At 63.1% G+C, this 13469-nt stretch carries 11 protein-coding genes; 2 read left to right on the forward strand and 9 right to left on the reverse strand.

The features are described from left to right. Positions 1 to 34: 34 nt before the first annotated feature. Positions 35 to 745: an aquaporin Z gene (gene aqpZ, locus AB8B31_RS14320; protein WP_281032805.1), complete on the reverse strand. Its 711-nt coding sequence runs from the start codon at positions 743 to 745 to the stop codon at positions 35 to 37. A 195-nt stretch (positions 746 to 940) separates the two neighbouring features. Between aqpZ and AB8B31_RS14325 the strand changes: the two genes are divergently transcribed. Both AB8B31_RS14325 and AB8B31_RS14330 read left to right on the forward strand, forming a co-directional pair. Continuing rightward, on the forward strand, positions 941 to 2254 hold the full coding sequence (locus AB8B31_RS14325; protein WP_130652767.1) for an MFS transporter: 1314 nt from the start codon (positions 941 to 943) through the stop codon (positions 2252 to 2254). Between the two features lie 114 nt (positions 2255 to 2368). Further along, complete coding sequence (locus tag AB8B31_RS14330) at positions 2369 to 3298, forward strand: UDP-glucose 4-epimerase family protein (RefSeq protein ID WP_130652768.1); 930 nt, start codon at positions 2369 to 2371, stop codon at positions 3296 to 3298. Between the two features lie 3 nt (positions 3299 to 3301). Here the strand turns inward: AB8B31_RS14330 and murB are convergent, their stop codons facing one another. The 8 genes from murB to AB8B31_RS14370 are packed head-to-tail and all read right to left on the reverse strand — an operon-like array spanning position 3302 to position 13465. Further along, a complete protein-coding gene (murB, locus tag AB8B31_RS14335; protein ID WP_018242859.1) occupies positions 3302 to 4276 on the reverse strand; it encodes a UDP-N-acetylmuramate dehydrogenase in 975 nt (324 codons plus the stop codon). Further along, positions 4273 to 5688 carry a UDP-N-acetylmuramate--L-alanine ligase gene (gene murC, locus AB8B31_RS14340; protein WP_018446549.1) on the reverse strand — a complete coding sequence of 472 codons (1416 nt, stop codon included), beginning with the start codon at positions 5686 to 5688 and terminating at the stop codon, positions 4273 to 4275. Before murC ends, murB begins: the two co-directional genes overlap by 4 nt. Continuing rightward, positions 5685 to 6809, reverse strand: coding sequence for an undecaprenyldiphospho-muramoylpentapeptide beta-N-acetylglucosaminyltransferase (gene murG / locus AB8B31_RS14345; RefSeq protein WP_130652769.1), 1125 nt, complete (start codon positions 6807 to 6809; stop codon positions 5685 to 5687). Before murG ends, murC begins: the two co-directional genes overlap by 4 nt. A gap of 6 nt (positions 6810 to 6815) precedes the next feature. Further along, positions 6816 to 7970: a putative lipid II flippase FtsW gene (gene ftsW, locus AB8B31_RS14350; protein ID WP_018242862.1), complete on the reverse strand. Its 1155-nt coding sequence runs from the start codon at positions 7968 to 7970 to the stop codon at positions 6816 to 6818. 1 nt (position 7971) lies between these two features. Beyond that, a complete protein-coding gene (murD, locus tag AB8B31_RS14355; RefSeq protein WP_131703019.1) occupies positions 7972 to 9384 on the reverse strand; it encodes a UDP-N-acetylmuramoyl-L-alanine--D-glutamate ligase in 1413 nt (470 codons plus the stop codon). A 7-nt stretch (positions 9385 to 9391) separates the two neighbouring features. After that, positions 9392 to 10492: a phospho-N-acetylmuramoyl-pentapeptide-transferase gene (gene mraY / locus AB8B31_RS14360; protein ID WP_003541415.1), complete on the reverse strand. Its 1101-nt coding sequence runs from the start codon at positions 10490 to 10492 to the stop codon at positions 9392 to 9394. A 22-nt stretch (positions 10493 to 10514) separates the two neighbouring features. Then, positions 10515 to 11948: a UDP-N-acetylmuramoylalanyl-D-glutamyl-2,6-diaminopimelate--D-alanyl-D-alanine ligase gene (locus AB8B31_RS14365; RefSeq protein WP_130652771.1), complete on the reverse strand. Its 1434-nt coding sequence runs from the start codon at positions 11946 to 11948 to the stop codon at positions 10515 to 10517. Further along, positions 11945 to 13465, reverse strand: coding sequence for a UDP-N-acetylmuramoyl-L-alanyl-D-glutamate--2,6-diaminopimelate ligase (locus AB8B31_RS14370; protein ID WP_130652772.1), 1521 nt, complete (start codon positions 13463 to 13465; stop codon positions 11945 to 11947). Before AB8B31_RS14370 ends, AB8B31_RS14365 begins: the two co-directional genes overlap by 4 nt. Positions 13466 to 13469 lie beyond the last annotated feature (4 nt).

The following is a 13469-nucleotide window of genomic DNA, read 5'->3' on the forward strand; positions in this document are numbered from 1 at the left end:
CGCGGGCTCAATGGGATAGTTCGATGTCCTGTAGTCAGTCGGCGTCGTCGAGGAATTTCCAGACGAGCCCGCCAAGCGCCCCACCCGCAAGCGGCGCAATCCAGAACAGCCAGAGCTGCTGCAGCGCCCAGCCGCCGACGAAAAGCGCCTGGCCGGTGGAACGCGCCGGATTGACCGAGGTGTTCGTCACGGGGATAGAAACGAGATGGATCAGCGTCAGTCCGAGGCCGATCGCAAGCGGCGCGAAGCCGGCAGGCACCCGGCTGCTGGTCGATCCCAGGATGATGATCAGGAAGAACATGGTCAGCAGCACTTCGATCAGCAGCGCCGAAAGCAGTGAATAACCGCCCGGGGAATGATCGCCATATCCGTTGGCGGCAAAGCCGCCGAGTTCGAAACCCGCCTTGCCGCTGGCGATGAGATAAAGCAGCGCCGCCGCGGCGATGGCGCCGACAACCTGCGCGACGACATAGGGAACGAGGCGCGCCGCGGGAAACCGTCCGGCAACAGTTAGGCCGAGGGAGACGGCGGGATTGAAATGACCGCCTGAGATGCCGCCCACGGCATAGGCCATGGTGAGCACGGTCAGACCGAACGCAAAGGCCACGCCGACAAAACCGATCCCAAGCTCGGGATAGGCCGCGGCCAGCACGGCGCTGCCGCATCCGCCGAAGACCAGCCAGAACGTGCCGAGAAACTCGGCAACTAGACTCTTTTGCATGCGCGCCTCCTTAACCTCAACCAAGAGTTTAAGTGAATCCGTTACAATTCGATTCCGGTCAAGCGCGCGGACATTGCCGCGGCAAGCTTCACGCAAGGATCGAGAAGCGGGTGGAGATGCGGTACCTGCGGCGCAAGGAGACGTTTTCTCAGGCCTGAAATTGCGTTAAGACCCGCCGGCCTCCCAAGGCGATTCATAAAAATACTGATTGGATTGAAAATGACAGACGCGATCTCCGCATCGCCGACTCCTGCCTCGAACAGCGCGCAAGTCAATTCCCCGGCTCGCGTCCTCGTCGCCAGCCTTGTCGGCACCACCATCGAATTCTTCGACTTCTACGTCTATGCGACGGCAGCCGTCCTCGTCTTCCCGCATCTCTTCTTCCCGGCAAGCGATTCGAACGCCGCAACGCTGCAGTCGCTCGTCACTTTCTCGATCGCCTTCTTCGCCCGCCCCATCGGCGCCGTCGTGTTCGGTCATTTCGGCGATCGCATCGGCCGTAAGGCGACGCTCGTCGCCGCGCTGATGACGATGGGGCTTTCGACCGTCTTGATCGGCATGCTGCCAGGCTATGATGCGATCGGCATCGCCGCGCCGCTATTGCTGGCGCTTTGCCGCTTCGGTCAGGGCCTCGGCCTCGGCGGCGAATGGGGCGGCGCCGTCCTGCTTGCCACCGAAAACGCTCCTCCCGGCAAGCGCAGCTGGTACGCCATGTTCCCGCAGCTCGGCGCGCCGATCGGCTTCATCCTTTCCTCCGGCTTCTTCCTCATCCTGGCGGAAACGATGAGCAACGAGGATTTCCTCGACTATGGATGGCGCATTCCCTTCATCGCCAGCCTCGCCCTCGTCGCCGTCGGCCTCTATGTCCGCCTGAAGATTGCTGAGACGCCGGAATTCCGCAAAGCCGTCGAAAAGCACGAGCGCGTCGCCGTGCCGATCGAGGTGGTCTTCCGCGGTCATCTGCGCAGCCTGATCCTCGGCACCTTCATTGCCGTCGCGACCTTCGTGCTGTTCTACCTCATGACGGTCTTCACGCTCTCCTGGGGCACGACACCCTTGGAAAGGGGTGGGCTCGGTTATACGAGAGAACAGTTTCTGGTCGTCCAGCTTGTCGGCGTCGTCTTCTTCGGCCTGACGATCCCGCTCTCCGGCTGGCTCTCCGATCTCTATTCGCGCCGCACCATCCTGACGCTGACGACGATTGCCATCGCGATCTTCGGCTTCTTCTACGCGACGCTGTTGACCAGCGGTCTCACAGGCGCCTTCCTGTGCTCGATCATCGGCCTCGCCTTGATGGGCTTCACCTACGGTCCGATCGGCGCTGCCCTTGCCGCGCCCTTCCCGACCATGGTGCGCTACACCGGCGCCTCTATGACCTTCAATCTGGGTGGCATCTTCGGCGCCTCGCTCGCTCCTTATATCGCCACCTGGCTCGCCACCCATTACAGCCTCGACTATGTCGGCTACTACCTCGCCGCCTCGGCGGTGATCTCGCTGGTCTGCATCCGGCTGTCGGGCCGCGAGGAAGTCTGAACCTCGAGTAGCAAGTCAACAACAAGCCGCGACGGCCACCGTCGCGGCTTTTTTATTGATGCCGTGAGCACTTCCGGTTAACCGGAACACTCACGGCAAAACGGGGAACAGATCATGCGAAGCCTCATTACCGGCGCAGCCGGCTTTGTCGGTGGGCCTCTCGTCGAAAGACTGCATAGAGAACGGATATGCGAGCTTGCGGTGACGACGCGATCTGCAGCCGCCAGCTTCCCGACATCTGTGCGGCATTTCCCCATCGAGATAACAAGCGAAACCGATTGGGCAGCAGTTCTCGAGGGTGTTGATGTCATTGTCCATCTCGCCGCTCGTGTACACATCATGAACGACCGCGCAGCCGATCCGCTTGCGGAGTTTCGGCGGATTAACACCGCCGCGACGTTGAACCTCGCCGAGCAGGCCGCCCGCGCGGGCGTAAAAAGGTTCGTCTTCATCAGCAGCATCAAGGTCAACGGTGAGGAGAACGATCGGCCCTTCCGGCACGACGATACGCCAATGCCGATCGATCCCTATGGCATCTCGAAGCTGGAAACTGAAATCGGGCTGCATGAAATCGCCGCCCGAACAGGCGTGGAGGTCGTCGTCATTCGCCCGCCGCTCGTCTATGGACCCGGCGCGAGGGGCAATTTCGCCCTGCTCGTCGGACTTGTCCGGAAGAAGATACCGCTCCCCTTCGCGTCGCTGAAGAACCGCCGAACACTGGTCGCGCTTCCAAATCTCATCGATCTGATCATCACCGGGATGAAGCATCCCGAGGCAGCCGGCGAGACCTTTCTCGCAGGCGATGGAGAAGATCTTTCGACTCCAGGGCTTATTGAAGGGATTGCCGCAGGGCTGGGTGTCAAACCGATGCTGCTCCCCTTTCCCCCCGCCTTGTTGCAGATGGGCGCGAGAGTCACGGGAAAGGACGCCGTCTACCAACGTCTTTGTGGCTCCCTCCAGGTCGACATATCCCGTGCCCGCGACGTGCTTGGCTGGTCGCCCCTGGTCACGCCGCGCGAAGGCCTGAAGCTTGCGGTGAAGTAACCGTTACTCGCTCGTCACACCCTGAAACGGGTGCACCTCACGGCCGGGCATGAAGACGCCGAGACGTTTGATTTCCCATTCGAGCTTGATGCCGTCTTTTTCGAAGACCTCGCGGCGCACCTGTTCGCCGAGATATTCGAGGTCGTAGCCGGTCGCCTGCCCCATGTTGATCATGAAATTGCAGTGCAGCGACGACATCTGCGCTCCGCCGATGACGAGGCCGCGGCAGCCTGCCTCGTCGATCAGTTTCCAGGCCGAATGGCCGGCGGGGTTCTTGAAGGTCGACCCGCCGGTCTTTTCACGCACCGGCTGCACCGTCTCGCGATGATTGCGCACGGCGTCCATCTCGGCGCGGATCTGCGCGCGCTCTTCCGGATAGCCCTCGAACAGCACGGAGGTGAAGATCAGATCTGTCGATGCGGTCGAATGCCGGTAGGAATAGCCCATCTCGGCATTGGAAAGCACATGCTTGTCGCCCTTGCGGTCGACCGCATGGACTTCGATCAGCCGCTCGCGCGTCTCCACGCCATTGGCCCCGGCATTCATGCGCGCCGCGCCACCGATGCCACCGGGAATGCCGTAGAAGAAATGGAAGCCGCCGATGCCGTTGTCCATCGCCATCGCCGCCACATGTTTGTCAGGGCAGATGGCGCCGGCCAGGATGCGGTTTTCGCCGGCGAGCTCGACGAAGCCGAACCCCTTGGCCGACAGGCGCAGCACGACGCCGGGAATGCCGCCATCGCGCACCAGGATGTTGGAGCCGACGCCGACCACCGTCAGCGGCACCTCTTCCGGCAATATCTTCAGGAAGGCGATGAGATCGTCGATGTCATGCGGCTGGAACATCAGCTCAGCCAGGCCGCCGGCCCTGAACCAGGTGACGCGGTCCATCGGGGCATCCGGCGTGATACGGCCGCGGATATCCTTTACACCCTCTCCGAGAGACGCGAGAAGCTTTTCCCCATTCACCTGTTTCATACGGACTTTCCCGATAGGCCTTCCAGTTGCTTGGGCAGCGCCGCTGCCCAGGATGTGATGCTCCCAGCCCCCAACAGAACCACGAAATCGCCAGGCTTTGCAACCTCCGCGACCATCTGCGGCAAAAGCTCCGCCGAGGTGAGAAAGCGGGCGTCGCGATGGCCGCCGGATTTTATGCGCGAAACCAGCGACACGGAATCGATACCCTCGATCGGATCCTCCCCCGCTGCATAGACAGGTGCCAGGAAGATGCTGTCGGCATCGTTGAAGCAGGCGGCGAATTCCTCGAACAGGCTCGCAAGACGACTATAGCGGTGCGGCTGGTGGACCGCGATGATGCGCCCCTTGCAGGATTCGCGGGCAGCGCGCAGCACAGCCTTGATCTCGACGGGATGGTGACCGTAATCGTCGAAGATCTGCACCCCGTTCCATTCGCCGGTCAGCGTGAAGCGCCGCTTGACGCCGCCGAAGGAAGCAAGCCCCTTGGCGATATCGGCGCTCGATATGCCGAGCCGGTTGGCAACGGCAATCGCCGCCGTCGCGTTGGAGATATTATGCCGTCCGGGCATCGGCATGACCAGCCCCTTGAGCTCGATCACCTGGCCGGTGCGGCGGCGGCGGATTTCGACGTCGAAGATCGAGCGCGTGCCGTCGATGCGGACATTCTTGAAGCGCACGTCGGCCTGCGGGTTCTCGCCATAGGTGATGATCTTGCGGTCCTCGATGCGGCCGACCAGCGACTGCACCTCGGGATGGTCGAGGCACATGACGCCGAAGCCGTAAAACGGCACGTTCTCGACGAACTGCCGGAAGGCGGCGCGCACGGCGTCGAAATTGCCGTAATGGTCGAGATGTTCCGGGTCGATATTGGTGATGACGGCGACATCGGCCGGAAGCTTGAGGAAGGTGCCGTCGGATTCGTCGGCCTCGACCACCATCCACTCGCCCTCGCCCATGCGGGCGTTGGTGCCGTAGGCATTGATGATGCCGCCATTGATGACGGTCGGGTCGAGCCCACCGGCTTCGAGCAGTGTGGCGACCAGCGAGGTGGTCGTCGTCTTGCCATGCGTGCCGCCGATGGCGATCGCATTGCGGAAGCGCATCAACTCGGCCAGCATTTCGGCACGGCGCACCACCGGCAGCAGCTTTTCGCGCGCGGCGATGAGCTCCGGATTGCTCTTCTTGATCGCCGTCGAGACGACCACGACTTCGGCCTCGCCCAGGTTTTCGGCTCGGTGACCGACGAATACCTCGATGCCCTTGTCGCGCAGGCGCTGGACATTGGCACTGTCGGCCTGGTCCGATCCCTGCACCTTGTGGCCGAGATTGTGCAGCACCTCGGCAATACCGCTCATGCCGATGCCGCCAATGCCGATGAAATGGACGAGACCGATCGTCTTCGGCAGTTTCATGCGCGTGTCCTCTTGAATTCCGCAATTGTCCGTCCGGCGGCAATAGCCTCAACCATGTCGGCAAGCAAGTTTGCTGCGTCGGGTTTCCCGGCGAGTTTCGCTGCCGCCGCCATGTGCGAAAGCTTTTCCGGATCGTTCATGACAGCCGTCAGGATCGCCGCGATCTTCTCCGGCGAAAGCTCTGACTGGGCAATCACCTTCGCCCCGCCGGTCGCAGCGAGTGCCGCCGCATTCGCCGCCTGGTCGTGATCGAGAGCGTGCGGGTAAGGCACGAGCACGGCAGGCCGCCCGATGACGGAGATTTCCGAAACCGTCGAGGCGCCCGAACGGCAGATGACGAGATGCGCCCTCGCCAGCCTCTCGGCCATGTCGGTAAAGAAGGGTGCGATATCGGCCCCCATCTCCAGCTTGGCGACGCAGCCGCTGACCATCTCCATGTCCTCGGGACGCACCTGCTGGGTGATGCGCAGGCGCACGCGAAGCGCGTCGTCGAGCAGGCTGATCGCCGTCGGCAGCGCCTTGGAAAAATATTGCGCGCCCTGGCTGCCACCGAAGACGACGAGGTTGAAGGCCTCACCCGGATGCGACGGCGTATAAGGCACCTCGGCCGCGGCAATGATCGCCGGGCGGACCGGATTACCCGTCGTCACCGTCTTGTCTGGAAAGGCGGCACCGCCCTCCGGCAGGAACCCGCCGGCGATGGCCTGCACACGGGTTGCTAAGGCCTTGTTGGCGCGGCCCATCACGGCGTTCTGCTCGTGGATCATCGAGGGCACGCCGAGCCGGGTAGCGGCAAGCAGCGGCGGCACGGTGGGATAACCGCCGAAACCGACGACGATGACCGGCTGCAGCCGCTGGATCAGTTTCTTTGCGGCCCGCATGCCGCTCCAGAGCGTCCACAGCGAGCGGGCCACGGCAACCGGATTCTTCGAGCCGATCGTCGCCGACGGCACCACATGGATCTCCTCGGCCGGGAACTTTCCGGCATAACGCTCGGCTCGGCTGTCCGTGACGAGATGCACCGAATAGCCGCGCTCCTTCAGCTTGAAGGCCAGCGCCTCCGCCGGAAACACATGGCCGCCGGTTCCCCCGGCGGCAAGCAGCACGATGCCTTTGCTCATGGTCTTCTACTCCGCCGGCATGCCGTGCGGGACGCGGAAGAGGCTCCGGTCCTGCGCGCGTTTTTCCGGTCGATGCCGCGTCAGCGCCAGGATGAAGCCGGCGGTGACGCAGATCGCCACCATGGACGAGCCGCCATAGGAAATCAGCGGCAGCGTCATGCCCTTCGCCGGCAGCAGTTCGAGATTGACGCCGATATTGATGATCGACTGGATGCCCATCTGCAGCACGAGGCCGGCGACGGCGAAGCGGTTGAAGTCGTTCCGCTCGCGATAGGCATGCGAGAGGCCGCGCAGCACCAGCACGGTAAACAGCGCAACGAGCGCCATGCAGAAGACGATCCCGAATTCCTCGGCAGCGACAGAGAAGATGAAGTCGGTATGCGCATCCGGGATGATGCGCTTGACGATACCCTCACCCGGTCCCTGGCCGAACCAGCTGCCGCGGATGATCGCCTCGCGCGCGGTGTCGATCTGGAAAGTATCACCCTCGCCGGTCATGAACTTGTCTATCCGGCCGGCGACGTGCGGGAAGACGTAATAGGCGCTGAGCAGGCCACCGGCGCCGCCGATGCCGAGCAGCATGATCCAGATCCATGGCATGCCGGCCATGAAGAACATCCCGCCCCAGACGGCCGTGGTCAGGATGGTCTGGCCGAGGTCCGGCTGCGCGATAAGAAGTGCCGCAACGATGCCGAACAGGATGATCGCAAAGAGATTGCCGGGGATCTCCGGCTGGCGCGCATGTTCGGCAAACAGCCAGGCGCAGACCACGACGAAGGCAGGCTTCATGAATTCAGACGGCTGGATGGAAAGGCCAGCGATCCAGATCCAGCGCCTGCCACCCTTGACCTCCTGCCCGACGAAAAGCACCAGCACCATCATGGCGACCGAGATGATCAGGATCAGGATCGCGGTTCGTCGCACCTGGCGCGGCGTCAGGAACGACAGCCCGAGCATGACGCCGATCGAGGGGATCATGAAGGCCGCATGGCGCTTGACGAAGTGGAAAGGCTCGAGCCCGATGCGCTCGGCGACCGCAGGAGATGCCGCAAACGACAGCATGAAGCCGATGCCCATCAGGAAGATGAACATCGCCAGGAAGAAGCGGTCGATGGTCCAGAACCAATCGGCCAGAGGCCCACGTTCCGCGCGGCTTACCATGTCATTTCTCTCCTGTTGCCGGACCGATCAGCATCGCAATCCCGTCAAGCGCTGCCACGTGGCCGACGAAGGCATCGCCCCTGACTTCGAAGTTCTTATACTGATCGAAGCTTGCGCAAGCCGGGGATAACATCACCGCTGAAGCAACGTTCTCGTCGCGTTCGGCATCGGCTGCCGCATGCGCGACCGCGCGCTCCAGCGTACCCGAAATCTCGTAAGGCACGGCCTCGCCGAGCGTCGCCGCGAATTCCGCCGCCGCCTCGCCGATCAGATAGGCCTTGGCTATGCGCGGAAAATAGGGAGCGAGCGTCGTGATGCCGCCAGCCTTCGGCAGGCCGCCGGCGATCCAATAGATGCGATCATAGCTCGAAAGAGCGGGCGCTGCGGCATCGGCATTGGTCGCCTTGGAATCGTTGATGAAAACGACGCGACCACGCTGTCCAACCGGCTGCATGCGGTGCTTGAGTCCGGGGAACGAGGCAAGGCCGGCGCGGATGTCGTCGGCGGAAACCCCGACAGCGAGGCAGGCGGCGACGGCGGCGGCGGCGTTCTGCGCATTGTGGCTGCCGCGCAGCGTCTGGATGCCGTCGAGATCGGCGAAAGGCAGCATGGCGCCGCCGGCGGCCTGGATGAGTTTGGTGCCCTCGGCATAAATGCCGTCCGCCACCACGTTGCGGCGCGAAATGCGGACCACCTTGACACCCGCCCGCTGGACGCGGTCAGCGATCAAGGCCGAATGGCTGTCGTCGACGCCGACAATCGCGACATCGCTGCCGGCAACCAGCCGCTCCTTGATATCTGCATAATGCTGCATCATGCCATGACGGTCGAGATGATCGGGCGTCAAGTTGAGCAGGATTCCGGCCGACGGGTTCAGCGTCGGCGCCAGATCGATCTGGTAGGAGGAGCATTCGACGACGTAAAAGCGCTCGCCCCTCGGCGGATCGAGGGTCAGCACCGCCGTGCCGATATTGCCGCCAAGCTGCGTGTCGTAGCCTGATGACCTCAGGATATGGGCGACCAGCGCCGTCGTGGTCGACTTGCCGTTGGTGCCTGTTATGGCGATGAAGGGGCAGTCCGGCGCATGAGCGCGGCGCTCGCGCACGAAGAGCTCGACGTCGCCGACGATATCGACGCCCGCCGCACGCGCAAGATCGACCGTCCAGTGCGGCTTCGGATGGGTGAGCGGCACGCCGGGTGACAGCACGAACAGCGTCTGCTGGCTCCAGTCGATGTTGTGCAGGTCTTCCGTTCTGATGCCTTCGGCCGCGGCCTTGGCGACGCTGTCGGGATTGTCGTCCCAGGCGGTCACCTCGGCACCGCCTGATATCAGCGCCCGGGCAGTGGCAAAGCCGGAGCCGCCGAGCCCGAAGAGCGCGACCTTCCTGTCCTTGAGCGTCGTGACCGGGATCATCGCCGCCTCACCGGAGCTTCAGCGTCGAGAGACCGAGCATGGCAAGGCCGACGGCGACGATCCAGAAGCGGATCACCACCTGACTCTCGGTCCAGCCCTTCTTCTCGAAGTGATGATGGATCGGCGCCATCAGGAAGACGCGCCGGCCGGTCATCTTGAAGAAGCCGACCTGGATGATGACCGAGAGCGTCTCGATGACGAAGAGGCCGCCGATGATTGCCATGACGATCTCATGCTTGGTGGCGACGGCGACGGTGCCGATCGTGCCGCCGAGTGCCAGCGACCCGGTGTCGCCCATGAAGATGGCGGCCGGCGGAGCATTGAACCAGAGAAAGCCGAGGCCGGCGCCGATGACGGCGCCGAGCACGACGGCGAGCTCGCCGGTGCCGGGCACGAAATTGATCTGCAGGTAGTTCGCAAACACCACGTTGCCGGCGAGATAGGCGATGACGCCGAAGGAGGCGGCTGCAATCATCACAGGCACGATGGCAAGTCCGTCGAGACCGTCCGTCAGATTGACGGCATTGCCGGCCCCGACGATGACGAAGCCGCCGAAGACGACGAACATGATGCCGATATTGATCATGAAGTCCTTGAAGAAGGGAAAGGCAATCGAGGAGCCGAAGGTCGAGCCGGCAATCCCCGAGGCAAGGGCGGTGCGCATCATGAAATAGACGGCGATGCCGGCGATGACGAATTCGATGCCGAGACGCGCCTTGCCGGAAAAGCCCATGTGGCTCTGCTTCGTGACCTTAAGATAATCGTCGTAGAAGCCGATCGCGCCGAAGCCCAGCGTCACCAGCAGCGTGGCGACGACATAGACGTTGGAAAGATCGGCCCAGAGCAGCGATGCGCCGACGATGCCGGCGAGGATCATCAGCCCGCCCATGGTCGGCGTGCCGGCTTTCTTGAAGTGCGTCTGCGGCCCATCGGCGCGGATCGGCTGGCCCTTGCCCTGCCGGATGCGCAGCGAATTGATGATCGTCGGCCCGAACAGGAAGACGATCAGTGCTGAGGTGAAGAGAGCAGCCCCCGTGCGGAAGGTAATATATCTGAACAGGTTCAGAAATTTGAAATATTCCGACAGTTCGACAAGCCAGATCAGCATTCAGGGCCCCTTGTTTACCCGATCAAAATTCGCTTTGCGTGTCGGCAAATGCCGGGAACTTGTCAAGGAGCGCGGCGACGATCTTGCCGAAACCGATGCCCAGAGACGATTTCACCATCAACACGTCGCCTGGCGCGACCGAGTTCAATACATAATCCGTCAATTCGTCCGTGTTCTCGCGATAGTCGACATGCACGCTTTCCGGCAACGATTCCTTCAGCGCAGCCATCTCGGCTCCAGCCATCCAGACATGCTCGATGCCGGCCGCAAGCAGGGGCACGGCAAGGTCGGTATGGACCTTCTGCGCATACTCGCCCATCTCCAGCATGTCGCCGAGCACGGCGATACGGCGTCCGCGGCCGGTCGGCTCGGAGGCCGCCAGCAGCGCGATCGCCGCGCGCATCGAGGCTGGATTCGCATTGTAGCTCTCGTCGATCAGCGTGAAGCTGCCGCCGCCGATTAAAAGCCGGTGGCGCTTGCCCCTGCCCTTTTCCGGCCTCAGCGTCGCAAGCGCTTCGATCGCCTTCTGCATATCGGCGCCGACGATCCTGACGACCCCGAGTGCTGCGAGCGCATTCTCGGCGATATGGCGGCCCGGCGCGCCGAGCGCGACTTCCAGCGTCTCGCCACCAATCGTCAGCCACAGCGTCGAATTCTCGTCGGAGCCATTGAATTCTGCGAGCCGGAATTCGGCCTTGGCATGCTGGCCGAAGGAATGGATATGCTCGATGCCGAGCGATTGCGCCGTGCGGTCGAGGAAATTGAACTGGTCGTTGTCGCGATTGAGCACGACATGGCCGCCGGATTCGAGCCCCTCGAAGATCTCGGCCTTGGCAGCGGCGATTTCCTTGATGTTCTTGAAGTTGCCGAGATGGGCCGGCGCGATCGTCGTGATGATGGCGACATCGGGACGGATCATCCCCACCAGGGGCCGGATCTCGCCGGGATGGTTCATTCCGACTTCGAAAACGCCATAATCCGTATCCTCAGGCATGCGCGCCAGCGTCAGCGGCACGCCCCAATGATTGTTGAAGGAGGCGACGGAGGCGTGCACCTTGCCGGAGGGCGACAGCACATGCCGCAGCATTTCCTTGGTGGTCGTCTTTCCCACAGATCCGGTCACCGCGATGATCCGGGCCCGCGAGCGCTCGCGCGAGGCAAGGCCGAGCCGGCCAAGTGCCGCGAGCACGTCTTCCACGACGATCATCGGCACCGTCAGGCGGCCCATGGCGGGAAGCCTCGCCTCGCTGACGACGAGAAGGGAAGCGCCGTTCGCCGTCGCCATCGATGCGTAGTCGTGACCGTCGACACGGTCGCCCTTGATCGCGAAGAAGGCTTCGCCTGGAGTAATCGAGCGGCTGTCGATGGAAATGCCGGTGATGCCTTCGGGCAGCGTGCCGAAAGGGCGCCCCGCCATCGCTGCGATCATGTCTTCCGTCGTCCAGAGCCAGCTCAAGATTTCAACTCCTCCAAGGCCTTGCGCACCTCCGCATGATCGGAGAACGGCAGGGTGACGCCGCCGATCGTCTGCCCTTCCTCATGCCCCTTGCCGGCGACGATCAGCGTATCGCCGGATCTCAGCATGCCAACAGCCTCGCGGATCGCCGTGGCGCGATCGGCGATTTCCGCGGCGCAGCTTGCTGCTGCCATGATCTCCGCCCGGATCGAGGCCGGCTCCTCAGAACGCGGATTATCGTCGGTGACTATAACGACGTCGGCAAGTCGGCAGGCGATTTCGCCCATGATCGGCCGTTTGCCGCGGTCACGGTCGCCGCCGCAGCCGAAAACGACAATGACGCGGCCGGTGGTGAAGGGTCTGACCGAGCCCAGCACGTTTTCCAGCGCATCCGGCTTGTGGGCGTAGTCGACATAGGCGAGCGCGCCGTCTTTTGTATGGCCGACGAGTTCGAGACGGCCGGACGCGCCGACGAGTTTCTCGAGCGCGGCCATCGCAACCTTCGCCTCAACGCCGGTCGACATGGCAAGCCCCGCTGCGACCAGCGCGTTGGCCACCTGAAAATCGCCGGCCAGCGGAATGTCCACCTCGAAGATCTCGCCGCCGATATGGATTTCGGCCATCTGCTTGTGGCGGAAGTGCTCGACGCGCTTTAACGAGAGGTAATCGCCCTTTCGCCCGACGGTACGAATGTCGTGACCGGCATCGGTCGCGGCCTTGATCGCCTGCGCCGACCACGGATCGTCGGCGAAGATCACTGCCGGCGACCCCTTCGGCAACAGCGTATCGAAAAGCCGCATCTTGGCGGCCATATAGGCCTCGATCGTGGGATGATAATCCATGTGGTCCCGGCCGAGATTGGTGAAGGCGGCGGCAGCAAGCTTCACCCCGTCGAGCCGGCACTGGTCGAGGCCGTGGCTGGACGCTTCCATCGCGGCGTGCGTCACGCCTTCTCCGGCGAGTTCCGCCAGCAGCGCGTGCAGAGACACCGGATCGGGCGTCGTCAGCGAGCCATATTCGTTGCGCGTCGGCGAAACGACGCCCGTCGTGCCGATCATCGCAGCCGCGTGGCCCGCATGCGCCCAGATCTGCCGGGTGAAAGAAGCGACGGAGGTTTTGCCCGCCGTGCCGGTGACGGCGACCATGGTATCGGGCTGCTTGCCGTGGAAACGCGCGGCGGCGATGGAAAGGAAGCGGCGCGGCTCCTTGACCGCAAGCACGGGGATCGAAGCATCGACGGCTTGGGAGGCGATCGCGACGGCAGCGCCACGGCCGGCGGCATCCGCGATGAAGCCTGCGCCGTCCGCCTTGGTGCCGGCGACTGCGACGAAGGCATTGCCAGGCGCCACCTTGCGGCTATCCGAAGACAGGCCTGAGATATCAAGCAAGCCTGCCGGGCCTTCGAGCTGTGCTTCAAGTTCCGGAAACTGATCTCCGGCCAGGTCTCGCAATTTCATCGAACGCACTTTTCTCTCTTGAAGCCGGTTCACCCCTCGCGAATCAGCGTCGATATTCATTCAC

The organism is Rhizobium sp. 62_C5_N11_2, from assembly GCF_051811185.1.
GTDB classification, from domain to species: domain Bacteria; phylum Pseudomonadota; class Alphaproteobacteria; order Rhizobiales; family Rhizobiaceae; genus Rhizobium; species Rhizobium leguminosarum.

Bases quoted from the DNA above. Each gene is read 5' to 3' on its own strand.
- AB8B31_RS14330 (WP_130652768.1), top strand. From the start codon at position 2,369: ATGCGAAGCCTCATTACCGGCGCAGCCGGCTTTGTCGGTGGGCCTCTC.
- murC (WP_018446549.1), bottom strand. From the start codon at position 5,688: ATGAAACTGCCGAAGACGATCGGTCTCGTCCATTTCATCGGCATTGGC.
- murB (WP_018242859.1), bottom strand. From the start codon at position 4,276: ATGAAACAGGTGAATGGGGAAAAGCTTCTCGCGTCTCTCGGAGAGGGT.
- AB8B31_RS14325 (WP_130652767.1), top strand. From the start codon at position 941: ATGACAGACGCGATCTCCGCATCGCCGACTCCTGCCTCGAACAGCGCG.
- murG (WP_130652769.1), bottom strand. From the start codon at position 6,809: ATGAGCAAAGGCATCGTGCTGCTTGCCGCCGGGGGAACCGGCGGCCAT.
- mraY (WP_003541415.1), bottom strand. From the start codon at position 10,492: ATGCTGATCTGGCTTGTCGAACTGTCGGAATATTTCAAATTTCTGAAC.
- AB8B31_RS14370 (WP_130652772.1), bottom strand. From the start codon at position 13,465: ATGAATATCGACGCTGATTCGCGAGGGGTGAACCGGCTTCAAGAGAGA.
- murD (WP_131703019.1), bottom strand. From the start codon at position 9,384: ATGATCCCGGTCACGACGCTCAAGGACAGGAAGGTCGCGCTCTTCGGG.
- ftsW (WP_018242862.1), bottom strand. From the start codon at position 7,970: ATGGTAAGCCGCGCGGAACGTGGGCCTCTGGCCGATTGGTTCTGGACC.